Here is a 24,307-nt window from a genome sequence, read left to right on the forward strand (position 1 = left end):
TCCTTTGTCATCTTTTCTTCCATCTTATGGCTGTAGGTGTTTGAAAGGAAGCTTCTTTTGTGGTATGATAGGTAGGAAATTGTAATAGAAAAGGAATTGAACTTGAGTTGGGTTTGGGGCTGTTTTTGGTTCATGCTCGGCTTGTTGAAAAATGTATTAAGTGACCTTAACTTGGTATCTTTTTTCTGTTCAGGTAATTAAAGTTTATGGCAAAAGAAACGCTTGTTTTACTTTATGGTGGACGTTCTGCGGAGCGTGAAGTATCTGTTTTATCAGCTGAGAGTGTCATGCGTGCGATTAATTATGACAAATTCTTTGTGAAAACTTACTTCATCACACAATCTGGTGATTTTATTAAGACACAAGAATTTTCAAGCAAACCAGCCGATGATGAAAAATTAATGACTAACGCTACTGTCGTTGAAAGTCAAAAAATTAAACCAAGTGATATTTATGAAGAAGGAGCGGTTGTTTTCCCTGTTCTTCATGGACCAATGGGAGAAGATGGTTCAATCCAAGGCTTCCTTGAAATTCTTAAAATGCCTTACGTTGGAACTAACATCTTGTCATCAAGTGTTGCCATGGATAAAATTTCAACAAAACACGTTCTTGAGTCTGCAGGTGTACCACTTGTTGCTTACGTGACTTATATTGAAGGGGCTGATCTTGAAAAAGCGGTTGCTGAAGTAAATGAAAAATTGACTTACCCAGTCTTTGTTAAACCAGCCAACATGGGGTCTTCAGTAGGAATTTCAAAAGCTGATGATGAAGAGGGGCTCCGCTCAGCTATTGATCTCGCCCTTAAATACGATAGCCGTATTCTTATCGAAACTGGTGTCAATGCGCGTGAAATCGAAGTTGGGATTTTGGGAAATGCTGATGTGCAAACAACATTACCTGGTGAAGTTGTTAAAGACGTTGCTTTCTATGATTACGATGCTAAATATATCGACAATAAAATTACTATGGATATTCCAGCGCATATCGATAGCAGCATTATGGAAGAAATGCGTGGCTATGCAACAACAGCTTTCCGTGCTATCGGTGGATGTGGTTTGTCACGTTGTGATTTCTTCTTGACAGAAGATGGTCATGTTTACCTTAACGAATTGAATACAATGCCAGGTTTCACACAATGGTCAATGTATCCACTTCTTTGGGAAAACATGGGACTTGCTTATTCTGATTTGATTGAAAAATTGGTTGAATTAGCTAAAGAAATGTTTGAAAAACGCGAAAGCCATTTGATTTAAAAAAGAAGTTGCACTCCAAAAGTTAGACAATAAATCTAACAATTGGGGTGCTTTTTAGATATGAATAACCTCAGAGATGGGATAACTCTCTGAGGTTTTTTAGTTATAGATTTGCAAGCTTGCGTAATTCGGGTATCTTTTGTAACCTCGGAATGACAAGCATGGTAATAATGATTCGTACTGGAATTTCAAAGATTTTTAACCAACGTCCTACCAGATATTGTGCCCAGAATGGCACACCAAAGTATATCTGAATCAGAAGTGGTGTGAGGATAAAGGTGCCAATTAGCATGATAACCACAGTTGCGATTGTTACGTGTAGCCAGTCTTTTTTGCTTGACCAGCTTAGTGGTTTACCATAAAAGAAAAGACCATAGAAAAAGCCCTGAATTGCTTCCATAAGTGTCCACCAAATGATGAAATTACCAGCACTACTTGATGATAAGGTATCAACCACATCAAGAATACCTAGGCTGATAAAGCCCCAAATAGGACCGCCAATCATTCCGATAATCGTGTTGACAATGAACGTCAAACTGATAACTAATTGTTGTGGAATGACGGGAATTGAAAATTTCCCAACGATGAAAGCAAGCGCGATTAGCATAGCTAGGCTAACCAAACGCTTAAGGGTGAGTTTGGGTGTTTTGAAAAATAAATTCATTTTCTGCTCCTTTTAAAACATAAAACTGGAGCTGTTAAAAAAATTTAACAGCGGATGCAATGATTCACCGCGCAAATTGCTTCGTTGTGTGACAACATCCCATTCACACACACTTAACGCGAATCATCTACTCTGTGCAAAACAAGCTTTGCAATTACATTGTACCATAAAAATTCCTGCATGATTGCTAAAATGTGGTATAATAAAAGGCGTTAACACTAGATTTTTAATGAAGGATTCAATATGAAATTAACATTGCATGAAGTCGCCAAGGTTGTTGGCGCTAAAAATACTATTTCGGAGTTTGATGACGTTCCCCTGCGACAAATTGAATTTGACAGTCGTAAGATTGAAAAAGGGGATTTATTTTTACCATTAAAAGGTGCGCGTGATGGGCATGATTTTATTGAAACTGCCTTTGAAAATGGTGCTGTTGCGACTTTTTCAGAACGTGAAGTAGCTGGTCATCCATACATTTGGGTTGATGATTGCCTAGAGGCTTTTCAAGCGCTAGCTAGCTATTATCTTGAGAAACAGCGTGTTGATGTTATTGCTGTGACAGGGTCAAATGGTAAAACGACAACCAAAGATATGATTGCTGCGGTTTTATCAACAGAATACAAGACTTATAAAACACAAGGCAACTACAATAACGAAATTGGTTTGCCATATACAGCACTTCATATGCCAGATGATACGGAGAAAATTGTCCTTGAAATGGGGCAAGATCATATGGGTGACATTCATCTGTTGTCAGAACTTGCAAAACCACATATCGGTGTGGTGACCTTGATTGGTGAAGCTCATTTGGAATTTTTCGGTAGTCGTGAGAAAATCGCAGAAGGTAAATTGCAAATTGTTGATGGCATGGATTCAGATGGCATTTTGATTGCGCCAGCTGACACAATCGTTGATCCTTATTTACCTGAAAGCCAAATGGTTATTCGTTTTGGTGACGGCGCAGAAATTTTTGTGAAAGATTTGCAAGAAAGTAAGGAATCGTTGACCTTTACGACAAATGTGATTGACCGTCCAATTACTCTACCTGTGCCTGGAAAATACAATGCGACTAATGCCATGGTGGCAGCTTATGTTGGTAAATTATTAGCCATTTCTGATGACGATATTGTCGAGGCTCTTGAGACAATCGAATTAACGCGCAATCGTACGGAATGGAAAAAAGCAGCCAGTGGTGCTGATATTTTGTCAGATGTTTACAATGCTAATCCAACGGCAATGCGTTTGATTTTAGAGACATTTTCTAAAATTCCTGCCAATGAGGGCGGTAAAAAAATCGCTGTGCTTGCTGACATGAAAGAATTGGGTGAGCAATCTGTTGAGCTTCATAAACGCATGATTATGAGCTTGTCACCTGAAACATTAGATACACTCATTTTCTATGGGGAAGATATTGCCGAGTTGGCACAACTTGCTAGTCAAATGTTCCCAATTGGAAAAGTTTATTATTTCAAGAAAACAGCTGACGAGGATCAATTTGATGCCATGCTTGAAACTGTTCAAAAAGTATTGCAACCAGCTGACCAAATCTTGTTGAAAGGTAGCAACTCAATGCAGTTAGCTAAAGTTGTTGAAGCACTGGAGGAATAGATTACTGTGGAGATGTTAAGGTTAAAGGAAATGTTTAGGACTGAAGAATCATTTGCAAGGTTTCTTTATCGAACCTTGTATTTTCTTGAGTTTTGTTTGCTATTTCTAGCTTGGTTCTTGAAACGTTATCCGTTTCCTCTACCGTTTTTCTTATTGATGTCAAGTCTTGCCATTATTGGCGGATTTGCCATGTATTTGTGGAGTTTTTGGCGTTCAGGTTGGTCGATAGAGAAGATTTTAGCAGGGATTTTTGCACTAGCTTTCTTGATTTTATTGCCAATGTCTAATTATCTGGAAACAAACGTTGATGATTTGTCCATGGTTACCTTGTTTTTGTTATCAGCGAGTGTTGATAAGGACGATGAGCGGTTGATGACAGCGATTTTCTACTTCAAGCTGATTGTAGCAATCTTAGTGCTCTTTGCTTACAATAGTCATATTATTTCTGATATGACCATGTATCGAGCTGACAAAGATTTGATTAGGCATTCTTATGGTTTTATGCACCCAAATTCTTTGGGAATGTATCTGGTTGGTTTGTTGTTTGATTTTTCCTTGGTTAGAAAGAGCCGTAAAGCTAGAGCAGGACTGGTCATGTTGCTTGTTTCCTTGTTGATTTTTGCGATTACCGACTCAAGGACAACATTTTTAATTGCTGGGGTCATCATTCTTTGCTATTTTTTGAAACCATTATTACTAAAGTATCAGGTTTCTGGTTCTGTGATTATTCCACTGGTGATTGTGATGTTTGGTTTGGGGCTAGGGCTTCCATACTTCTACAATGGTGATAGTACCATTTATGCAACATTGAATCATTTGTTTTCAGGAAGATTGAATATCGGACATACGTATTTGCAGCATTTCGGTGTTGATTGGTTGCCACGAAATATTCCAACTTTTACCGAAATAAATGGGCATCCGATGTACGATGATAGTTTTTATATTGATTCATTGTTACGTCAGGGAATTTTTCTATTTCTACTGTATCCAATTTTTCTCATTGCACAGTTGAGAGGGAAGAAACTGACACTATTCCATACGATGCTCTTTTTGATAACTTTCTTTATCAATATCATGGAGCACTATGGTGGCAGTCTTTGTATGTGTAGTATTCTCTTAATCAATTATTTTGCGGTTTCTGAGGAGAACACCATGGGGAAATATTGAAATAGAACCCACTTTTCGTTATAATAATAGAGTTATGAGTCCCATGACTCTATTTTTTGTATGGCAGAAAAGGAGTGGACCAATGTAGTCACTAAAGATTAGGTGATACGTTTATATAAAGAAGATAATTAAGATTAATAAGGAAATAAAATGACAATTCAAGATGACATTAAAAAACGTCGTACGTTTGCCATCATCAGTCACCCAGATGCTGGTAAAACGACAATTACAGAACAATTACTTTATTTTGGTGGAGAAATCCGTGAAGCTGGTACCGTAAAAGGGAAAAAGACAGGGAACTTTGCTAAATCTGACTGGATGGATATTGAAAAGCAACGTGGTATCTCCGTTACTTCATCAGTGATGCAATTTGATTATGCTGGAAAACGTGTCAATATCCTTGATACACCAGGGCACGAGGACTTCTCTGAAGATACTTACCGTACTCTTATGGCGGTAGATGCTGCGGTTATGGTTGTCGATTCTGCCAAAGGTATCGAAGCACAAACGAAAAAACTGTTTGAAGTTGTTAAACACCGTAATATTCCAGTATTTACTTTTATCAACAAGCTTGACCGTGATGGTCGTGAACCACTTGACCTTTTGGAAGAATTGGAAGAAGTGCTTGGTATTGCAAGTTATCCAATGAATTGGCCAATTGGGATGGGAAAATCATTTGAAGGGCTTTACGATTTGTACAACAAACGTTTGGAACTTTACAAAGGCGATGACCGTTTTGCAGCACTTGAAGCTGGTGATGAATTATTTGCTAACAACCCATTCTACCAACAAGTTTTGGAAGATGTTGAATTGTTAGAAGAAGCAGGAAATGAATTTTCAGAAGAAGCTATCTTGTCTGGTGATTTAACACCAGTATTCTTCGGTTCTGCCCTTACAAACTTTGGGGTGCAAACTTTCCTAGATACTTTCTTACAATTTGCGCCAGAACCTCATGGACATAAAACAACAGAAGGCAATGAAATCGACCCTTACGATAAAGATTTTTCAGGATTTGTCTTTAAAATCCAAGCCAATATGGACCCACGACACCGTGACCGTATTGCTTTCGTGCGTATCGTTTCAGGTGAATTTGAACGTGGCATGAGCGTGAATTTAGCACGTACGAAAAAATCAGTGAAATTGTCAAACGTGACACAATTCATGGCAGAATCACGTGAGAATGTTGAAAATGCCGTTGCAGGTGATATTATCGGGGTTTACGATACAGGAACTTACCAAGTTGGGGATACGTTGACAGTCGGTAAAAATAAATTTGAATTTGAACCGCTACCAACCTTCACGCCAGAGTTGTTCATGAAAGTAGCTGCTAAAAACGTTATGAAACAAAAATCATTCCACAAAGGGATTGAACAATTGGTGCAAGAAGGAGCTATCCAACTTTATAAAAATTATCAAACTGGCGAATACATGCTTGGTGCCGTTGGTCAATTGCAGTTTGAAGTGTTCAAACACCGTATGGAAAATGAATACAATGCCGAAGTTGTGATGACACCAATGGGTAAAAAGACTGTTCGTTGGATTAAACCAGAAGACCTTGATGAACGCATGTCATCAAGCCGAAATATCTTGGCTAAAGACCGCTTTGACCAACCTGTTTTCCTTTTTGAAAACGACTTTGCGCTTCGCTGGTTTGCGGATAAATACCCAGATGTTGAACTAGAAGAAAAAATGTAATAAAGACAGAAGGAGTTGAGAAAGTGCTCAACTTCTTTTGTCGTTCTTCATGCCAAGATAAAAATAAATAAAGGTCTGAACTTGCGCGCTCAGACCTTTTTAGGAGTTAAAATAAAAACAGCCCCGACGAATCAGGGCTATCTTTTTGAGATTATGAAAAAGAAAAGTTTTAGGATGCCTATATTCTATCGGAGAAACCTTAAAGAAACCTTAAACGACTAATAAAAATAGTCTTTTACAGAAAATTCTAACAATAGAAATTATGAAAACGTGTTATTTTAATAAATGAAACTGTTTCCTATCTTTTTAACTTGGAATGTGTTAAACTAGATAAGTTGTTAAACAACGAAATTAAAGTTTAATAAGGCAGCTTCGCACTGCCTTTTAGAAAAGAGAAAAATTTGAAATTTACAGAACTTAACTTATCGGAAAATATCCTTGCTGCCGTAGAAAAAGCAGGCTTTGTTGAGCCATCTCCAATCCAAGAATTAACGATTCCTTTGGCTTTGGAAGGTAAGGATGTTATCGGACAAGCACAAACTGGAACAGGGAAAACAGCAGCCTTTGGCTTGCCAACTTTGGACAAAATTGATACAAATCGTAATCTTGTTCAAGCCTTGGTTATCGCACCAACACGTGAATTGGCTGTTCAAGGACAAGAAGAATTGTTCCGTTTTGGTCGTGAAAAAGGTGTGAAAGTCCGTTCCGTTTACGGTGGGTCAAGCATTGAGAAACAAATTAAGGCACTTCGTTCAGGAGCTCACATTGTAGTGGGAACACCAGGGCGTTTGCTTGATTTGATTAAACGCAAAGCTTTGAAACTTGACCATGTTGAAACATTAATCCTTGATGAAGCAGATGAAATGCTTAACATGGGATTCTTAGAAGATATTGAAGCGATTATCAGTCGTGTTCCTGAAACACGTCAAACCCTTCTTTTCTCAGCAACTATGCCAGAAGCTATTAAACGTATTGGGGTGAAATTTATGCAAAACCCTGAACACGTTAAAGTTGCTGCTAAAGAATTGACTACTGATCTTGTTGACCAATACTATATTCGCGTTAAAGAACAAGATAAATTTGATACAATGACACGTCTTATGGACGTTGATCAACCTGAATTGTCAATTGTCTTTGGGCGTACAAAACGTCGTGTGGATGAATTGACACGTGGATTGAAATTACGTGGCTATCGTGCCGAAGGTATTCACGGTGACCTTGACCAAGGTAAACGTCTCCGTGTTCTTCGTGATTTCAAGAATGACAATATTGACATCTTGGTTGCGACTGACGTTGCAGCGCGTGGTCTTGATATTTCAGGGGTCACACACGTTTATAACTACGATATTCCGCAAGACCCAGAAAGCTATGTTCACCGTATTGGACGTACTGGACGTGCTGGGAAACATGGTCAATCAATCACTTTCGTAGCACCAAACGAAATGGGATATTTGTCAATCATTGAAAAATTGACGAAAAAACGCATGAAAGGGTTGAAACCAGCGACTGCTGATGAAGCTTTTAAAGCGAAGAAAAAAGTTGCGCTTAAGAAAATTGAACGTGATTTTGCGGATGAAGCGATTCGTGCAAACTTTGACAAATTCAAAGGTGATGCTGTTAAATTGGCAGCAGAATTTACACCAGAAGAATTGGCATTGTACATCTTGAACTTGACTGTTAAAGACCCAGATACGCTTCCAAAAGTGGAAATTGCGCGTGAAAAACCATTACCATTTAAACCGTCAGGTGGTGGCTTTAATAACCGCAAAGGTGGTCGTGGCAATGGTCGCGGTCGTGATAATCGCCGTGGTGGGCGTTCAGACAGAAAACGTGATGACCGAGACAATAACGGCTATCGTGATTTCAAACGCACATCATCTAAGAACAAACGTGATTTCCAAAACAAAGATAACAAACGCCCACGTCGCACATCAAGCGAAAAGAAAACAGGATTTGTTATCCGTAACAAAGGGGAAAGATAAACATAAAACGCACTCTATGATGACAGGGTGCGTTTTTGGGTTTCTATTGGTGTTCCTCTATATATTCCAGTTTTTGTTGTCGTGTTTTTTGTTTGAAGTAGCTTTCGGCGGACATGGCGGCTTCTTTGCTGTCAAAGCTTTCTTGGTAGATGAGTTTGACTGGTAGGCGGCTTCTAGTGTACTTTGCACCTTTGCCGCTATTATGCGTTTTGATACGCTTTTCAACATTGGTTGTGTAGCCTGTGTAGAGTGTGCCGTCAGCACATTCGACAACATACATATAAGCTTTTTTAGTTTTTTCTTCCGTTTTTTCCATAATAAATTTCAAAAATATCGTCCGTATAGTCACCATTTTCTTTGTGAACAAAGAGTGGTGGGAGAATTTTTAGCCCGTCAGTAGAGCCGTCTTTAATCGCTTCAATCAAAAGCATATTAGCATCTTTGCCCATTTTAGGATAAACAAATTGGATACGTTTTGGCGCTAGATTGTATTGTCTCATGGTATCAATGATGTCTAAGAAACGGTCTGGTCGATGTACCATAGCTAGTCGTCCGTTTGATTTGAGCGCGTGTCTGGCTACTTCACAAATTTCTTCTAAATTGGTAGCAATTTCATGTCTAGCAAGAAGGTAGTGTTCAGAAAGATTTTTCTTTGACGTTTCTGAAACCTTGAAATAGGGTGGGTTACACAGAATCAAATCAACACCAGAACGTGGCACGTGATTGAGCAGATTTTTCAAATCGTCATTAATCATCTGAACTTGGTTTTCTAATTGATTGAGCTGGATTGAACGCTCTGCCATATTTGCCAAACGTTCTTGCAATTCTACCTCGATAATCGGTGCTTTGGTGCGAGTGCTGGCAAAAAGTCCTACGGCACCATTTCCAGAACAAAGGTCAACAATCAAGCCACGTGAAGGGATTTTTGGAAAACGTGACAGCAAGACACTATCGATAGAATAGCTGAACACATCTTTATTTTGAATAATTTTGACATCTGTCGAAAAGAGCTGGTCAATACGTTCGCCAGCTTTTAAAATTGATTTAGCCATGACATTTATTATAGCAAATTTTAGCTTTTCTCACTAGTTAGGTAATGATTTTTCGGCTCAAGCATGGTACAATGTTAAAGAATGATTGAAGAAAAAGGAGTAAATCTGTGTTTTATACGTATTTACGAGGATTAGTGGTTTTCCTACTTTGGATTATCAATGGAAATGCTCACTATCATAATGAGGACAAAATTTTAAGCAAGGATGAGAACTATATCTTGGTTGCTCCGCACCGTACTTGGTGGGATCCAGTTTATATGGCATTTGCTGCTCGTCCGAAAGAATTTATTTTCATGGCGAAGAAAGAATTGTTTACGAATCGTATCTTTGGTTGGTGGATTCGTATGTGTGGTGCCTTTCCGATTGACCGTGAAAATCCAGGGCAAAAAGCTCTTAAATACCCTATTAACATGTTGAAGAAAAGCAATCGTTCACTTGTGATGTTCCCAAGTGGTAGCCGTCATTCAACCGATGTTAAAGGTGGGGTTGCTGTTATTGCTAAAATGGCGAAGGTTAAGATTATGCCAGTCGTTTATGCAGGACCAATGGAATTAAAAGGGCTTTTGACTGGAGAACGTGTGGATATGAACTTTGGTAATCCAATTGACATTTCTGACATCAAACGCATGAATGACGAGGGGATTGAAGAAGTGGCAAATCGTATTCAAACAGAATTTGACCGTTTGGATGCTGAAAATGCGACTTATCATACCAACAAGAAACCAAATCCATTAACTTACATTTACCGTATTCCTCTTGGACTTGTGGCGATTATCGTTGTTCTGTTGACATTGCTCTTTAGCTACATTGCAAGCTTTGTTTGGGACCCAGATAAGCACCGTAAAATGAAATAAGAACCAAAAGCTCAGCGATTTTGCTGGGCTTTTTCGAATAAATAAGTAAAGGCTCGTATGAGTCTATTTTTTATGTCAAAAGTGAGGTAGTGAGATGATTGAAGAAATAAAAGAAAAACTTTTGGAGAACAAAACGTTGGTAGCGGTGTTGGGAACAATAATTGTCATGTTAATCGGATTTTTTGCTTGGTCAAATGTGACAAAAACAACAGCGGATGCGCAAAGTGACCTACCTGCCCTAAGCACGACTTTTTCGGCAAGTAGCAGCGCAAGTGATTTAAAAACAGAACGTTCAAGTTCGCAAACTGAAACTCAAAAAGTGTTTGTAGATATCAAAGGCGCTGTGAAAAATGAGGGGGTTTATGAGCTTTCAAGTGGCAGTCGTGTGACAGATGTGGTCAAATTAGCAGGTGGTTTTACAGAAGATGCTGATAAGAAGTCGGTGAATTTGGCTGAAAAAGTAACCGATGAAGCGGTGATTTATGTGGCAAGAGTTGGTGAAAATGTTGCTCCTGCAACGACTAATTCACAAGCAAATGGCAGCGCTCAACAGGAAGAAAGTTCAGATAAAATCAATCTTAATACCGCAACTTTGGCGGAACTCCAGACGATTTCTGGCATTGGCGCCAAACGTGCCCAAGACATTATTGACTACCGTGATGCCAATGGTGGTTTTTCATCAGTTGATGACTTGGCGAATGTGTCTGGTATCGGAGAAAAAACACTAGAAAAACTAAAATCTGAGGTGACCGTTGATTAAATATTTTCCCATTAAGCCAATTCAATTGGCTTTTTTACTCACTTTGCTCTATTATTTTTGCTTTTCAAAAGTGATTGGGTGTTTGATGTTTCTCTTGCTAGCCTTGGTGTTTTTATGGCAACAGTATGGTTGGAAGGCTTGGTGTCAAGTTTGTTTGTGTTTAACCTGTTTTGCGGTATTTTTTCTGACTAAGTCTAATCAGACAGAGCAGGCTTATCAAGCAGCGCCAGCTCATTTAACAAAAATCCAGATGATTCCTGACACGATTTCGGTCAATGGGGATTTGCTGTCCTTTCGAGGTAAGGAAGCTGGGCGGACTTATCAGATTTTTTATACCTTGAAATCTGAGAAAGAACAGCATTTTTTTAAGACATTAAATCAAACGGTTGTTTTATCTGGTGATATGGACTTGGAAGAAGCAACGCCCCAGCGGAATTTTGGTGGTTTTGATTATCGTACCTACCTTAAACATGAAGGCATTTATCGTGTGGTAAATTTGTCGGCGATTAACAATGTTGAACTTGTTCATAAGATGACTTTGTGGGAGAAGCTACATGATGTTCGACGAAAGGCTATTGTTAGTATTCAGCAACATTTTCCTGCTCCTATGCAACATTATATGACTGGGCTTTTGTTTGGCTATCTGGATAAATCGTTTGATGAGATGAGTGATGTTTACACGAGTTTAGGAATTATTCACCTCTTTGCTCTTTCAGGCATGCAGGTCGGCTTTTTTGTGGGGGCATTCCGCTTTTTCTTTCTACGTCTTGGGTTACGCCGAGATTATGTGGACATACTACAAATCCCATTTTCACTCGTCTATGCGGGGCTGACTGGCTTTTCTGTTTCGGTGATTCGGAGTTTAATTCAGTCTGCTTTTGCAAATCTTGGTATTAAAAAATTAGATAACTTAGCTTTAACTTTGTTTGTTCTTTTCATAGTTATGCCAAATTTTCTGCTGACGACGGGAGGCATTCTTTCGTTTACTTACGCTTTTATTCTCAGTTTTATTAACTTTGATGACATTAGTCGCTATCAGAAAATCATTGCGGAAAGTTTGACGATTTCATTAGCCAGTTTGCCCTTGTTAATTCATTTTTTTGCTGTGTTTCAACCGTTATCTGTCTTATTGACAGCAATTTTTTCTGTGGCATTTGACACTATTATGTTGCCAATGCTATCAATCATTTTTATTTTATCGCCCTTGGTTAAACTGACTTGTTTTAATGGTTGTTTTGTTTTCTTGGAAACTGTTATCAAGAACACTAAGGCAATTTTGGGCGGTCCGATTGTTTTTGGTAAACCAAGTCTTGGTATCTTGGTGCTGCTATTTTTAACATTAGGCGTGCTTTATGATTGCTGGCGACGAAAGAAAATGGCAATTTTTCTTGTCAGCTTAGTAGGTCTGCTATTTTTTCAAATCAAGCATCCGCTAGAAAACGAGGTGACGGTGGTTGATATTGGGCAGGGAGATAGTATTTTTGTGCGTGATGTTAAGGGGCATACGCTGCTAATTGATGTGGGCGGAAAGGTGAGTTTTAGTGAGAAGAACGCGTGGCAGGAGCGGTTGACGGATAGCAATGCGGAGCGAACGTTGATTCCTTATCTCAACAGTCGCGGCGTTGGAAAAATTGACCAGTTAGTTCTGACGCACACGGATACTGACCACATGGGAGATATGCTGGAAGTGGCAAAGCAGGTGAAAATTGGTGAAATTCTGGTTAGTCAGGGAAGTTTGACAAAGCCAGATTTTGTGGCGAAATTACAAGCCATGAAAACCAAGGTGCGCGTGGTAACAGCTGGTGATGTTTTGCCGATTATGGGAAGTCACCTGCAAGTGCTTTATCCGAGCCAGACTGGTGATGGTGGTAACAATGACTCGGTGGTGCTTTATGGGAATCTTTTGGGTAAGAATTTCTTATTTACAGGAGATTTGGAAGAAGAAGGCGAGCAAGAGTTGATAGCAACTTATCCCAATCTGCCGGTTGATGTCTTAAAAGCAGGACATCATGGCTCAAAAGGGTCATCAAGCTCAGAATTTCTCGCTCACATTTCACCGCAAATTGCTTTGATTTCCGCAGGGCAAAATAACCGCTACAAACATCCTCACCAAGAAACGCTTGAACGCTTCCGAGCTCAAAACATGACCATTTACCGCACAGACGAACAAGGCGCTATCCGCTTTAGAGGATTAAACCACTGGAAAATCGAAACAGTGAGGTAGGGGGAATTGAAAAGACTTTTGCTTCAGTTTAAAACCATGAGTTTTTCTCATGGTTTTTTGTTATAATATTTCTATGATTGCAATCGAAGAAATTGATAAATTACGAAAAGAAAATCTTAGTTTGATTACGGTGGTGACAGGTGAGGATTTGGGACAATTTTCTCAGCTGAAAGAGCGTATGATGGCACGTGTTGGTTATGATAAGGATGACTTGACTTATTCTTATTTTGATATGGCTGAGGTTGATTATCAAGATGCGGAAATGGACCTTGAAAGTCTGCCATTTTTTGCTGACCAAAAGGTGGTTATTTTTGATAATTTGCTCGACATCACGACAGCTAAGAAGTCTTATTTGGATGATAAGGCACTCAAACGTTTTGAGGCATATTTGGAAAATCCCTTGGATACGACGCGCTTGATTATTTTTGCGCCAGGAAAATTAGACGGCAAACGTCGCTTGGTGAAAATTCTTAAACGTGATGCACAGATTTTTGAAGCAAGTGAATTAAAAGAAGCAGAGCTAAAAACGTATTTCCAAAAATTGGCTCACAAAGAAAATCTGACCTTTGATTCAGGTGTTTTTGAGGCTTTGCTTTTGAAATCCAATTATGATTTCAGTGAGATTTTGAAAAACATTGCTTTTTTGAAATCTTATAAAAAAGATGGTCATATCACGACAGATGATATTAATCAAGCCATTCCCAAAACACTTCAGGATAATATTTTCGACTTGACGCAGTTTGTTTTGAATGGCAAAATCGATGAGGCACGCGAGCTAATTCGTGATTTGCGTTTGCAAGGTGAGGATGAAATCAAATTAATTGCGATTATGTTAGGGCAGTTTCGCATGTTCTTGCAAGTCAGCATTTTAGCCAGTCAAGGTAAAAATGAGCAGCAAACTGTAACGGCGCTGTCAGATTATCTTGGACGTCGTGTCAATCCTTATCAAGTTAAGTTTGCTTTGCGTGACTCTCGTACGCTTTCAATGCCGTTCTTGAAAAAAGCTCTGGCGGTATTGATTGAAACGGATTATGCCATTAAAACAGGGACATATGATAAGGCTTATTTATTTGATATTGCTATCTTAAAAATCGCTCATGAACATCACTAATCATGCCTTGAAAAAAGCGGTCAAATAATTTGCTAGCTCTGCTATTTTCCTATAAAATAAGGGTACAAAAATGAAAGAGGTAATTAGCATGGCTATTATTTTACCAAAACTACCTTATGCATATGACGCTCTTGAGCCTTATATTGATACAGAAACAATGACAATTCACCATGATAAACATCACGCTACTTATGTGGCAAATGTAAATGCAGCGCTTGAAAAACATCCAGAAATTGGAGAGGATTTGGAAGCTTTGTTGGCAGATGTTGACAGTATTCCAGCAGATATCCGTCAAGCGGTGATTAATAACGGTGGTGGGCATTTGAATCACGCCCTTTTCTGGGAATTGTTATCGCCTGAAAAACAAGAACCAACAGCGCAAGTGTTGGCTGCGATTGAGGAAGATTTTGGCTCATTTGACGAATTCAAAGCTGCTTTCACGCAAGCTGCGACAACTCGCTTTGGGTCAGGGTGGGCTTGGCTTGTGGTGAATGAAAATGGCAAACTTGAAGTGCTCTCAACAGCTAATCAAGACACACCAATTTCACAAGGAAAAGCACCAATTTTGGCACTTGACGTTTGGGAACACGCTTACTATCTCAAGTATCGCAACGTTCGCCCAGATTATATCAAAGCTTTCTTTGATGTTATTAATTGGGAAAAAGTTGCTGAGCTTTACTCAAAAGCAACAAAGTGATTTCAACGTATCAAAAATCCTTTAATTAATATGGCTCTTTAATTTATAGATTATTTATCAAGCAGGACGTTAATCCGAGAAAACTCGATGATGTTCTGCTTTTTTTGTGGCGGAATGTGATATAATAGCAAGGAATAGGGAGGAATTTTGCATGTCAGGACATAATAAATGGAGCAAAATTAAAAATAAAAAAGGTGAAGCAGATGCTAAACGTGGCGCGATTTTCAATAAATTGTCACGTGAGATTTTTGTAGCTGCTAAAGCAGGGGGCGGTGACCCGTCAATGAATGCCAGCCTTCGTATGGTTTTGGATAAAGCGCGTGCGGTTAATATGCCAAAAGACAATATCAATCGTGCGATTAAAAAAGCGACAGATGTTGGCGATACGACAAACTATGATGAAATCACTTATGAAGGATATGGACCTGGTGGCGTCGCTATCCTTGTTCATACCCTCACTGACAATAAAAAACGTACAGATGCGAATATGCATACCATTTTCACGCGTAACGGTGGTAACATGGGCTCAACAGGTTCTGTTGCTTATATGTTTGACCGCAAAGGTTACATTGTCATTGACCGCGATAATTTGGAATTGGACGAAGATGCCATGCTTGAAGTGATTTTGGATGCTGGTGCGGAAGACTTGAAAACATCAGATGACGCCTTTGAAATTTTTACCGAACCAAAAGAATTTCCAGCTGTCAAAGAAGCTTTGCAAGCACAAAATTTGGAATTCGCCCAAGCACAACTTAGCATGATTCCGCAAAATTACGTTAGCCTTGATGACGAACAAGCAGACATTTTGGAAACACTCGTTGATAAACTCGAAGACGACGATGACGTCCAAGACGTTTATACCAATATGGCAGAATAAAAAGAACGGAAAATTTCCGTTCTTTTTTAGATTATTTCACAAACATGGCGTCGCCGAAGCTAAAGAAGCGGTAGCGTTCGTCAATGGCGTGTTGGTAAGCATCAAGGACAAATTCACGTCCTGCAAAGGCAGATACTAGCATGACAAGTGTTGATTTTGGCAAGTGGAAGTTTGTTGAAAAAGCATCAACCACTTTAAATTCATAGCCAGGTTTGATGAAGATATTCGTCCAGCCGCTGTCAGCTTTGATGTCGCCGTTGAATTTTGAACCGATAGTTTCAAGCGTGCGGATAGATGTTGTTCCGACAGCAACGACACGTCTGCCAGCAGCTTTCACGTCACGAAGTGTTTGAGCAGCTTCTTCAGACAGCGTATAAAATTCAGAGTGCATTTCGTGCTCTTCGATATTATCGACAGACACTGGGCGGAAAGTTCCTAGCCCAACATGAAGGGTCAGATAGACAAGTTTAACACCTTTTGCCTCGATTTTGGCAAGCAAATTTTGAGTGAAGTGAAGCCCAGCAGTAGGAGCGGCAGCAGAACCATTTTCTTTAGCATAAACGGTTTGGTAACGGTCTGGGTCATCTAATTTTTCATGAATATATGGTGGCAATGGCATTTCGCCAAGGCTTTCCAAAACTTCAAGAAAGATACCGTCATAAGCAAATTCAACGATACGTCCGCCGTGGTCCAATTCTTCAACCACAGTAGCGGTTAAACGTCCGTCACCAAATGACACCTTAGCTCCGACACGCAAGCGTTTTGCAGGTTTGGCAAGAACTTCCCATTGGTCACCTTGTGTATTTTTCAAAAGAAGCAATTCCACATGACCGTGTGTGTCTGGTTTTTCACCGTAAAGACGGGCAGGAAGCACACGCGTATTGTTCATAACAAGCGCATCCCCAGGGTTTAATTCATCTAAAATATGGTCAAAATGAGCATCAACCATTTCATGTGTCTTGTGGTCAATGACCAAAAGTTTTGAACTATCTCGTTTTTCAAGAGGAGTTTGGGCAATCAATTCCTCTGGTAAATTAAAATCAAAATCATTGGTATTCATAGTAAATCCTTAATATTTATATTCTCAACTTTACATTATAACACGAGAAGTATTTCTCGTCATCTGGTCGAGGGTAATTGTAATCGTTTTAAAGAGATGATATAATAAAGACGAAGCTATTTAGAATGATTCTAATTAAAATCAACTCATTACTCACTAATGGAAGGTAACGGATATGACAATTAGAGATTATGCAAAGTCAATTGTTTACGGTGGTATGGATGGCATTGTCACAACGTTTGCTGTGGTAGCAGGAGCTGTCGGTGGTAATTTGGGGATTAAACCGATTCTTATTTTAGGATTTTCAAATCTTTTAGCAGACGGTTTTTCGATGGCAGTTGGTGATTATTTAAGCTCTACGACAGAAGAATCTGCGGTCAAAGCAAAAGCTGTAAAAAATGCAGGAGCAACCTTTATGTCATTTATCACTTTCGGCTTAATTCCTTTACTGTCATATCTTTTGATTAATGTTTTTAGTCTCTTTAAAATACACACATTTCTGATTGCTTGTGTCTTGGTATCACTTGCCTTAGCCTTACTTGGCTTGGTGAAAGCAATCATTACAGGTAGCAGTAAGAAAAAAGAAATTTTTAGAACCCTACTTATCGGCTTAATCGCTGCGCTTTTTGCCTATTGTGTCGGCGAAGGTCTCGGAAAATTAGCAGGAACACGCTAGCAAAATTCACTCATTAATAATGAGTGGATTTTTTAAATATTGCACTTTTTACTCATTAAAAAAAGTTTTTGAAAGTTTAAACTAAGAAACAAATACCAAAAAAGGAGTTAATAAATATGGTACAATTAGAACTTAAAAATGTTTGTAAAAAATATTCTGGTCAATCTCACTATGCGTTAGACCATATTAATTTAGTAGTTGAAAAAGGCGATTTTGTAGCTATTATGGGGAGAAGTGGTAGCGGAAAGACAACGTTTTTGAATGTTTCTTCAACCATTGACAGTATTGATAGTGGTGATATTTTCTGTGGTGATAAAAATATTGGTCAGCTTTCTGATAAAGAGGCTACAGAATTTAGAAAAAATAATGTTGGATTTGTTTTTCAAGATTACATGTTGTTAGATAGTTTGACAATTCGTGAAAATATTGCGATTGCGTTATCACTTCAAAATGTAGATAAAAGTAAAATTGATGACAAAATTAATGATTATGCATCAGAGCTAAATTTGTATGAACAGCTAGAAAAATATCCTTATCAATTATCAGGAGGACAGAAGCAAAGAGCAAGTATCATTCGAGCAATTATAAAAAATCCAGAAATTGTTTTTGCTGATGAGCCAACAGGTGCGTTAGATTTAAAATCGTCAGAAGATACAATGAAATTGCTAAGTAAAATTAATCGTATGTTTAATGTGACTATATTAATGGTAACCCATGACATTCTATCAGCTTCATACGCTAATCGTGTTGTTGTTTTAAAAGATGGTCAGTTTGATAAAGAAATTCTAAAATCAGGTTGTGGTTCTACCTATCGCGATACCATTAGTCAAGCATTGTCAAAAGTAGGTGAGTAATATGATTTGGACAATAACAAAAGCAAATATTATTAAAAATTTTTCACTCTACCGAGTTTATTTTTTAGCTACAATTGGACTTTTAAGTGTTTTTACAGCATTTCTAACGTTTACTTCTGATAAGATGATTTTAGCCAAAATTGCAGAGAGCGAACAAGCTTCTGCAATAGCGAATATTTCACTTACTTTTTTGATTGTTTTTTTAACTATTTTTTTGATGTATTTCAATAACTTTTTCATCAAAAGAAGAAGTCGTGAATTAGGAGCTATGGCTATTTTGGGATTTTCTAAACAAAAGTTAGTTACATTACTAACTTTGGAGAATCTTGTTATTTTATCGGTGAGTTACCTTATTAGCCTTATTATGGGGCCAACATTATATACAGCGGTAGTCTCCCTTATTATTAATGTTTTAGGAATTGAAATATCCAATCAGTGGTTTATATCACCAGAAATGGTTATTAAATCTTTTGGAATTGTATTAATTATTTTTATTATTAATTTTTTAATTAACATTAGTATCATTAAAGGTCAGTCTTTGATTGAGTTTGTTAATTATTCTAAAAAAGCTGAAAAACAAATTAAGGTGAAAAGGGTTCGTTCAATTTTAGCGATTACTGCCTTGGGAACAGCATATTGCTTGTGCTTAACGACTATGTTTAGTATGACACAGCGTATTTGGGTAAAAATAGGGATTATGCCAATTTCACTTCTAATGATTATTCTTATTTCACTAGGAAGTATTTTTACGATTCGCTATGGTCTAGTTTTTATACTCTCTCTTTTAAAGAAAAATAGAAAAAAACTTTATCAACCAGTAGCTAATGTTGTATATCCTAAGCTTAGCTTTAGAATTGCAACAAAAAGTAGATTATTAACCATTTTAAGTGGACTTTTAACATTAACAATTGTTATCAGTGGTATGATGGTAATGCTCATTACTTATAGCGTGAATGGTATCGAACGATTAAATCCATCAGCTATTGAATATAATTTACAGGATGAAAATGGGACAGTTGATATTGATAAAATTCTTAATAAGTATCAAGTAAGTCAATTAGATATTCATCTTTTAAGACTTAATAGCAATCCTAAAGTAACCATTACAGATAGTGGGCAAACCATACCATATTTTGATTTGGTTAAATATAGTGATTACGAGCAACTAGCTAAAGTTCAAGGAAAAAAAGTATTGGCTGATGCATCAGTACCTCTGTTAATTAACTACTATCCTACCCAAAAAAGTTTGGGAAAAACGTTTAAATTTGAAAATGGGAGTGAAGTAACTGTAAAAAAAGTAACAACTGATAATATTTTTAGTTTTGCAACTAGTGTAAGTACTTTAGTTGTAAGTGATGAATTTTACGATACTTTGCAAAGAATTTATCCAAGTAAAGAAGTAGTGATTAGAACATTTAATGGAGATAATGTTCGTCATAGTAAAGCTTTTTATGAATACTTTAAAAACATAGATGATATTAAGAGTAGTTATGAACGTGAATATTTAGTTAAAACTGGAAATATTTCAACTTATATCTTTATTTCATTTTTATCAATCTTATTTGTTATTTGTACAGGAAGCATACTGTACTTTACAAGTTTGGTTGAAATCATGGAAAATAAAAATGAATATTCTTATTTAAATAAATTGGGCTATGGTAAAGAATTAATTGACAAAATTCTTAAGTATGAAATTGGAATCTTATTTGTTATTCCCGTTTTATTAGGTACTATTAATGGGGGTGCATTACTTATTTTTTATAAATATTTATTTACAGACAGTTTAGTTGCAAGTCAGATTATTTTTGTATCGATTGGAATATGTTTATTAATCTTCTTATTGCTATATTTCTTTGTTTACGTTTTAACCAATCGTTCAGCACATTCTATAGTCAATTCTTAAAATATGGTACAATGGGAGTAAATATGTTTCAGTGGGAATGAGAGATGGAAAAAACAATTAAAAACGGGAGCAAAAAATATCTATGGGTTTTTGCTATACTTTTTCAGCAATTAATTACGTTATTATTGTTATACTATGATGAAAAAATTGATGGACTAGTTTTTTCTGAAAAATTTGCTATTGTAACGATTTTAGTTGATGGTATCTTTATATGGCTAGCTTCGGTTTTACGTCAAGAAAAAGATAGTATTTTTACGAAGATTATTTTTATTGTTTCCTTGACTGTATGGCAATACTACTTTACAATGTCTAATCATGAGTTTTTGAATACAATCGGCATTCTTTTTCAACCATTATTATTATATGGGTACACAGTTGAAATTGTTAATTTTATATTGTACAACCAGAAACATTTTAAGACTAAATTTGATTTTGGATTGATTATTGTAATTTTAATAACTACTCTCTGTTATTTTATCAGTCAATCCTTATTCAATTTATTGTATTTTATTTTATTCATTTTTTTACATTTTTACCCTTTCCTATTATTAGTAATTTATCGCTCACATTTTAAGCAAGTTATTAGTTCAGTAAAAAAATCATGTGGGTACTTTGCAATACTTTTATTGCTTATACTATTTAGTGAGTTTTATGGCGACACTCATCCCATCAATCCTGCGTACAATAATTTAGGTTGGTATTTATTTCCCTCTATATTAGGAATTACTTATTATTTTAGGACCATTCATGATAAACTTCGTCTAGAGATTAGGCATTATTTGGGAACTTATCAACTAAAATTAGAAATATTATTATTGCTATTTATAATTGGATGGATAGTTGTTATTCGCTTTTTTATCACAGATTTTCTCCTGTTTTTTGTTGTAACAAGTGTTAATGTATTGTTTATTCTGATGGCATTATCATTTTTAATTTATTATATGTCTAAAATGAATGAGAGAATCATGTTGATTGATGGGCAACGTTTGTCACGCTTTATGAAAACAGAAGAAAGTGTTCGTCAAGATTTTTCAAACTATCTTCATGATGATATTTTACAAAATATTATAGCTGTAAAGAATTTATTATCTTTAGAGAATCAAAAATTAGCTAGTCAATACGTTGTTGAGGAATTGAACGACTTGGTTGTGAGTATTCGAAATGAGATTGACTCTTACCATCCAATATTATTGTCAGACAAAAATTTGAAGGATAATTATCAAATTCTTTTAACAGAACTATTGAAAAAACGCAAAAGTCGTAAAGAGATTATTTTTAACTGCTTAGAAGATTTAACTTTACTTCCTCCATATGATGTTATGGTATATCGTTTCTTAAAAGAACTGACAAATAATGCAATAAAATATGCGACAGGTAAAAATATTGATTTATCTTTGGACATTCAGTCAGATACTATAGTGATTAAAGAGTGGAACCAATGCTACGCTTGTGGAAAAGTGGCATATGGTCGAGGTCTTAAATCAATAGAAGAAACATTATCTGTTTTCGGAGGTAACATCGATATTCAGATTAATGATAATGTCTTTGTGATAAAAATTTTATTGCCAATAGATTGGAAATTATGTTATGAAAATTTTATTGATTGATGACCATAAACTTTTTGCTAAGAGTATTCAACTAATGTGTGAACAGTTTGATGAAATTGATACTTTAGATACATTAACAGCAAATTTTGATAATTTTGACATCAACCCAACATACTATGATATTGTTTTACTTGATATTAATTTAACAAATATTTCTAAAGAGAATGGTTTGGATTTAGCGGAAAAATTAATTCAAAATTATCCAGGAATAAAAGTCGCTATGTTAACGGGTTATGTGAAATCTGTTTATGAAGAACGTGCTAAAAAGATTGGCACCTACGGTTTTATTGATAAAAATATTGAACCAGATAAATTGTTGAGAATTTTAAAAATAATCTACTCTGGTAAAAAATATTTTGAGCAGTTTGGCTACCAAGATTGTTCAGAAGAATTAACCAAGCAAGAAGTTACTATTTTAGATTTGAGTCGAAAAGGACATACTATAAAAGCAATCGAAGAAACGCTTTACATAAGCCGTAGAACAGTATTTAATCATTTAAGTCATATTTATGCGAAATTATCGGTGAATAATAAACAGGAGGCAATTTATAAAGCGGAACAATTAGGTTATTTTATGGATTTTTAATCATAAAAAGAAGAAGTTTGAAATTTTTGATTTCAAACTTCTTCTTTTTTTAAACAATTCCCTTGACAAAAATTGGTATATACCATATAATAAAAATAGATAAGAGGTCTATACCAAAACAGAAGATGTTGGAGGATTTAAAAATGAAAGTAATTCGTGTTAATAATCAAGTTGAAGGTGGTCAAGTGGCATTTTCTCTTTTGAAAGATGAAATGGCTAAGGGAGCTAAAACATTGGGACTTGCAACAGGTAGCACACCGCTTAGTTTCTATGAAGAAATTAGAAAGAGCAATCTTGATTTCTCAGATATGACTAGCATTAATCTGGATGAATACGTTGGTTTGGCAGCTGACAACGAGCAAAGTTATCGTCATTTTATGCAAGAAAATCTTTTCCAATACAAACCATTTAAAGAAAGTTTTCTTCCTAACGGCTTGGCAGAAGATTTGCAAGCAGAAACACGTCGTTATGACCAAGTGATTGCTGAACACGGTATTGATTTTCAAATTTTGGGAATTGGGCGCAATGGTCATATTGGTTTTAATGAACCTGGGACACCATTTGACGTGACAACACACATTGTTGATTTAGCAAAAGACACCATTGAAGCAAATAGCCGTTTCTTTGCCAGCATGGATGATGTGCCAAAACAAGCCATTTCAATGGGTATCAAATCAATCATGGCTTCTAAAATGGTTGTTTTAATGGCTTATGGCAAAGGTAAAGCTGACGCTATCAATCAAATGATTAATGGACCTGTCACTGAAGAATTGCCAGCGAGTGTCCTTCAAAATCACCCTAATGTTGTCGTGATTGTAGATGAAGCCGCAGCAAGTCAATTAAACTAATAAACGTAAAGTCTGGGTTTTGACACTCAGACTTTTACTGTCTAAAAATCACTGATAACATGGTAAAATAGAACCATGCGTTTAGACAAATTATTAGGTCAGGCTGGTTTTGGGTCGCGAAATCAGGTTAAAAAACTAATTCGCAGTCGTCAAGTGTATGTGGACGGTCGTTTGGCTGAAGCGGATAATCTCAACGTTGAGCCCAGTCTGCAAAAAATCACAGTATCAGGAAAACAAGTCAAACAGTCATCAGAGAAATATTTTCTTCTCAATAAACCTGCTGGCGTTGTTTCAGCAGTGTCTGATAAAGAACATCAGACAGTGATTGATTTAATCAAAGAAGCAGACCGTGTTCCAAAGCTTTATCCAGTCGGACGACTTGACCGTAGTACCGAAGGCTTGCTTCTCGTTACCAATAACGGTCCGCTAGGTTACCGAATGTTACATCCCAAATATCACGTTGCCAAGACTTATTATGTCGAGGTTAATGCGTTTTTAGCTGATGATGCGCCAGCATTTTTTGAAAATGGAGTGTCCTTTGATGATGGAACGATTTGTAAGCCTGCTAAGCTTGAGATTATCACAGCAAGTCCAGAAAAAAGCTCTGCTTATGTCACGATTTCCGAAGGAAAATTTCACCAGATTAAAAAAATGTTTTTAGCCTACGGTGTAAAAGTGACCTATTTGAAACGACTAACGTTTGGAGAATTTCAACTGGGCGATTTACCAAGCGGACAATATCGTGAGTTGACTTCTACCGAAAAAGAAATCTTGAAAAATTATCTGTATTAGGTATCAGATGTTTTTCAGGATTTTTTTCGAATAAAAT

General features: G+C 36.8%; 22 protein-coding genes and 1 riboswitch. Of the genes, 18 read left to right on the top strand and 4 right to left on the bottom strand.

The annotated features are described in order from the left end of the window. The first annotated feature begins 206 nt into the window (after window positions 1-206). A complete protein-coding gene (locus BTR42_RS03890) occupies window positions 207-1,253 on the top strand; it encodes a D-alanine--D-alanine ligase (RefSeq protein WP_077496486.1) in 1,047 nt (348 codons plus the stop codon). 103 nt (window positions 1,254-1,356) lie between these two features. On the opposite strand, the gene BTR42_RS03895 is transcribed toward BTR42_RS03890, so the two are convergent. Then, complete coding sequence (locus BTR42_RS03895) at window positions 1,357-1,917, bottom strand: folate family ECF transporter S component (RefSeq protein ID WP_077496488.1); 561 nt, start codon at window positions 1,915-1,917, stop codon at window positions 1,357-1,359. A gap of 46 nt (window positions 1,918-1,963) precedes the next feature. Further along, window positions 1,964-2,054, bottom strand: a riboswitch (THF riboswitch). A gap of 106 nt (window positions 2,055-2,160) precedes the next feature. Between BTR42_RS03895 and BTR42_RS03900 the strand changes: the two genes are divergently transcribed. The 4 genes from BTR42_RS03900 (at window position 2,161) to cshA (ending at window position 8,369) form a co-directional block, all read left to right on the top strand. Beyond that, window positions 2,161-3,525, top strand: a complete 1,365-nt coding sequence (locus tag BTR42_RS03900) for a UDP-N-acetylmuramoyl-tripeptide--D-alanyl-D-alanine ligase (RefSeq protein WP_077496490.1) — start codon at window positions 2,161-2,163, stop codon at window positions 3,523-3,525. A 30-nt stretch (window positions 3,526-3,555) separates the two neighbouring features. Next, the gene (locus tag BTR42_RS03905; protein WP_077496492.1) at window positions 3,556-4,692 is read left to right on the top strand and encodes a polymerase; all 1,137 of its coding nucleotides are present in this window, start codon (window positions 3,556-3,558) and stop codon (window positions 4,690-4,692) included. Window positions 4,693-4,842: 150 nt separating this feature from the next. Next, a complete protein-coding gene (locus tag BTR42_RS03910) occupies window positions 4,843-6,387 on the top strand; it encodes a peptide chain release factor 3 (protein ID WP_061458974.1) in 1,545 nt (514 codons plus the stop codon). 401 nt (window positions 6,388-6,788) lie between these two features. Next, window positions 6,789-8,369, top strand: coding sequence for a degradosome RNA helicase CshA (gene cshA, locus BTR42_RS03920; RefSeq protein ID WP_077496496.1), 1,581 nt, complete (start codon window positions 6,789-6,791; stop codon window positions 8,367-8,369). A 43-nt stretch (window positions 8,370-8,412) separates the two neighbouring features. Here the strand turns inward: cshA and BTR42_RS03925 are convergent, their stop codons facing one another. Both BTR42_RS03925 and BTR42_RS03930 read right to left on the bottom strand, forming a co-directional pair. Next, the gene (locus BTR42_RS03925; RefSeq protein ID WP_009853764.1) at window positions 8,413-8,685 is read right to left on the bottom strand and encodes a GIY-YIG nuclease family protein; all 273 of its coding nucleotides are present in this window, start codon (window positions 8,683-8,685) and stop codon (window positions 8,413-8,415) included. Continuing rightward, entirely contained in the window at window positions 8,660-9,421 is a 762-nt protein-coding gene (locus BTR42_RS03930) for a tRNA1(Val) (adenine(37)-N6)-methyltransferase (protein ID WP_077496498.1), read from the bottom strand. The genes BTR42_RS03925 and BTR42_RS03930 overlap by 26 nt, the downstream gene beginning before the upstream one ends. 107 nt (window positions 9,422-9,528) lie before the next feature. On the opposite strand from BTR42_RS03930, the gene BTR42_RS03935 reads away from it, so the two are divergent. The 6 genes from BTR42_RS03935 to BTR42_RS03960 all read left to right on the top strand — a co-directional run bounded on the left by BTR42_RS03935 (window position 9,529) and on the right by BTR42_RS03960 (window position 15,944). After that, window positions 9,529-10,275: a lysophospholipid acyltransferase family protein gene (locus BTR42_RS03935; RefSeq protein ID WP_009853766.1), complete on the top strand. Its 747-nt coding sequence runs from the start codon at window positions 9,529-9,531 to the stop codon at window positions 10,273-10,275. 94 nt (window positions 10,276-10,369) lie between these two features. Then, window positions 10,370-11,035, top strand: coding sequence for a helix-hairpin-helix domain-containing protein (locus BTR42_RS03940; protein WP_077496500.1), 666 nt, complete (start codon window positions 10,370-10,372; stop codon window positions 11,033-11,035). After that, window positions 11,028-13,259 carry a DNA internalization-related competence protein ComEC/Rec2 gene (locus tag BTR42_RS03945; protein WP_077496502.1) on the top strand — a complete coding sequence of 744 codons (2,232 nt, stop codon included), beginning with the start codon at window positions 11,028-11,030 and terminating at the stop codon, window positions 13,257-13,259. Before BTR42_RS03940 ends, BTR42_RS03945 begins: the two co-directional genes overlap by 8 nt. Window positions 13,260-13,332: 73 nt before the next feature. Then, window positions 13,333-14,370, top strand: coding sequence for a DNA polymerase III subunit delta (gene holA / locus BTR42_RS03950; protein ID WP_077498002.1), 1,038 nt, complete (start codon window positions 13,333-13,335; stop codon window positions 14,368-14,370). Between the two features lie 88 nt (window positions 14,371-14,458). Beyond that, window positions 14,459-15,067 carry a superoxide dismutase SodA gene (gene sodA, locus BTR42_RS03955; RefSeq protein WP_061458979.1) on the top strand — a complete coding sequence of 203 codons (609 nt, stop codon included), beginning with the start codon at window positions 14,459-14,461 and terminating at the stop codon, window positions 15,065-15,067. Between the two features lie 151 nt (window positions 15,068-15,218). Continuing rightward, window positions 15,219-15,944, top strand: coding sequence for a YebC/PmpR family DNA-binding transcriptional regulator (locus tag BTR42_RS03960; protein WP_077496504.1), 726 nt, complete (start codon window positions 15,219-15,221; stop codon window positions 15,942-15,944). A gap of 31 nt (window positions 15,945-15,975) precedes the next feature. Here BTR42_RS03960 and queA read toward each other — a convergent pair whose 3' ends face one another. Further along, window positions 15,976-17,004 (bottom strand): tRNA preQ1(34) S-adenosylmethionine ribosyltransferase-isomerase QueA, encoded by a 1,029-nt coding sequence (queA, locus tag BTR42_RS03965; RefSeq protein WP_077496506.1) that lies wholly within the window; start codon window positions 17,002-17,004, stop codon window positions 15,976-15,978. A gap of 175 nt (window positions 17,005-17,179) precedes the next feature. Between queA and BTR42_RS03970 the strand changes: the two genes are divergently transcribed. The 7 genes from BTR42_RS03970 to BTR42_RS04000 all read left to right on the top strand — a co-directional run bounded on the left by BTR42_RS03970 (window position 17,180) and on the right by BTR42_RS04000 (window position 24,270). After that, on the top strand, window positions 17,180-17,680 hold the full coding sequence (locus BTR42_RS03970) for a VIT1/CCC1 transporter family protein (RefSeq protein WP_012961668.1): 501 nt from the start codon (window positions 17,180-17,182) through the stop codon (window positions 17,678-17,680). Between the two features lie 116 nt (window positions 17,681-17,796). Beyond that, window positions 17,797-18,534 carry an ABC transporter ATP-binding protein gene (locus tag BTR42_RS03975; protein WP_061460391.1) on the top strand — a complete coding sequence of 246 codons (738 nt, stop codon included), beginning with the start codon at window positions 17,797-17,799 and terminating at the stop codon, window positions 18,532-18,534. Window position 18,535: 1 nt separating this feature from the next. Next, window positions 18,536-20,437 carry an FtsX-like permease family protein gene (locus BTR42_RS03980; protein WP_077496508.1) on the top strand — a complete coding sequence of 634 codons (1,902 nt, stop codon included), beginning with the start codon at window positions 18,536-18,538 and terminating at the stop codon, window positions 20,435-20,437. A gap of 44 nt (window positions 20,438-20,481) precedes the next feature. After that, on the top strand, window positions 20,482-22,044 hold the full coding sequence (locus BTR42_RS03985; RefSeq protein ID WP_099046284.1) for a sensor histidine kinase: 1,563 nt from the start codon (window positions 20,482-20,484) through the stop codon (window positions 22,042-22,044). Then, complete coding sequence (locus BTR42_RS03990; protein WP_077496510.1) at window positions 22,025-22,630, top strand: response regulator transcription factor; 606 nt, start codon at window positions 22,025-22,027, stop codon at window positions 22,628-22,630. The genes BTR42_RS03985 and BTR42_RS03990 overlap by 20 nt, the downstream gene beginning before the upstream one ends. Window positions 22,631-22,773: 143 nt before the next feature. Continuing rightward, the gene (gene nagB, locus BTR42_RS03995) at window positions 22,774-23,478 is read left to right on the top strand and encodes a glucosamine-6-phosphate deaminase (protein WP_077496512.1); all 705 of its coding nucleotides are present in this window, start codon (window positions 22,774-22,776) and stop codon (window positions 23,476-23,478) included. A 75-nt stretch (window positions 23,479-23,553) separates the two neighbouring features. Next, window positions 23,554-24,270, top strand: a complete 717-nt coding sequence (locus BTR42_RS04000; RefSeq protein ID WP_061458983.1) for a pseudouridine synthase — start codon at window positions 23,554-23,556, stop codon at window positions 24,268-24,270. The last annotated feature ends 37 nt before the right edge of the window (window positions 24,271-24,307 follow it).

Origin of the sequence: Streptococcus gallolyticus subsp. gallolyticus DSM 16831 (assembly GCF_002000985.1) — a bacterium.
In the GTDB taxonomy this organism is placed as follows: Bacteria; Bacillota; Bacilli; order Lactobacillales; family Streptococcaceae; genus Streptococcus; species Streptococcus gallolyticus.

What these genes read in the sequence shown, in the direction of transcription:
- BTR42_RS03890 (WP_077496486.1), top strand. Translation starts at nt 207, where the DNA reads ATGGCAAAAGAAACGCTTGTTTTACTTTATGGTGGACGTTCTGCGGAG.
- BTR42_RS03895 (WP_077496488.1), bottom strand. Translation starts at nt 1,917, where the DNA reads ATGAATTTATTTTTCAAAACACCCAAACTCACCCTTAAGCGTTTGGTT.
- BTR42_RS03900 (WP_077496490.1), top strand. Translation starts at nt 2,161, where the DNA reads ATGAAATTAACATTGCATGAAGTCGCCAAGGTTGTTGGCGCTAAAAAT.
- BTR42_RS03905 (WP_077496492.1), top strand. Translation starts at nt 3,556, where the DNA reads ATGTTTAGGACTGAAGAATCATTTGCAAGGTTTCTTTATCGAACCTTG.
- BTR42_RS03910 (WP_061458974.1), top strand. Translation starts at nt 4,843, where the DNA reads ATGACAATTCAAGATGACATTAAAAAACGTCGTACGTTTGCCATCATC.
- BTR42_RS03925 (WP_009853764.1), bottom strand. Translation starts at nt 8,685, where the DNA reads ATGGAAAAAACGGAAGAAAAAACTAAAAAAGCTTATATGTATGTTGTC.
- BTR42_RS03930 (WP_077496498.1), bottom strand. Translation starts at nt 9,421, where the DNA reads ATGGCTAAATCAATTTTAAAAGCTGGCGAACGTATTGACCAGCTCTTT.
- BTR42_RS03940 (WP_077496500.1), top strand. Translation starts at nt 10,370, where the DNA reads ATGATTGAAGAAATAAAAGAAAAACTTTTGGAGAACAAAACGTTGGTA.
- holA (WP_077498002.1), top strand. Translation starts at nt 13,333, where the DNA reads ATGATTGCAATCGAAGAAATTGATAAATTACGAAAAGAAAATCTTAGT.
- sodA (WP_061458979.1), top strand. Translation starts at nt 14,459, where the DNA reads ATGGCTATTATTTTACCAAAACTACCTTATGCATATGACGCTCTTGAG.
- BTR42_RS03960 (WP_077496504.1), top strand. Translation starts at nt 15,219, where the DNA reads ATGTCAGGACATAATAAATGGAGCAAAATTAAAAATAAAAAAGGTGAA.
- queA (WP_077496506.1), bottom strand. Translation starts at nt 17,004, where the DNA reads ATGAATACCAATGATTTTGATTTTAATTTACCAGAGGAATTGATTGCC.
- BTR42_RS03970 (WP_012961668.1), top strand. Translation starts at nt 17,180, where the DNA reads ATGACAATTAGAGATTATGCAAAGTCAATTGTTTACGGTGGTATGGAT.
- BTR42_RS03975 (WP_061460391.1), top strand. Translation starts at nt 17,797, where the DNA reads ATGGTACAATTAGAACTTAAAAATGTTTGTAAAAAATATTCTGGTCAA.
- BTR42_RS03980 (WP_077496508.1), top strand. Translation starts at nt 18,536, where the DNA reads ATGATTTGGACAATAACAAAAGCAAATATTATTAAAAATTTTTCACTC.
- BTR42_RS03985 (WP_099046284.1), top strand. Translation starts at nt 20,482, where the DNA reads ATGGAAAAAACAATTAAAAACGGGAGCAAAAAATATCTATGGGTTTTT.
- BTR42_RS03990 (WP_077496510.1), top strand. Translation starts at nt 22,025, where the DNA reads ATGAAAATTTTATTGATTGATGACCATAAACTTTTTGCTAAGAGTATT.
- nagB (WP_077496512.1), top strand. Translation starts at nt 22,774, where the DNA reads ATGAAAGTAATTCGTGTTAATAATCAAGTTGAAGGTGGTCAAGTGGCA.
- BTR42_RS04000 (WP_061458983.1), top strand. Translation starts at nt 23,554, where the DNA reads ATGCGTTTAGACAAATTATTAGGTCAGGCTGGTTTTGGGTCGCGAAAT.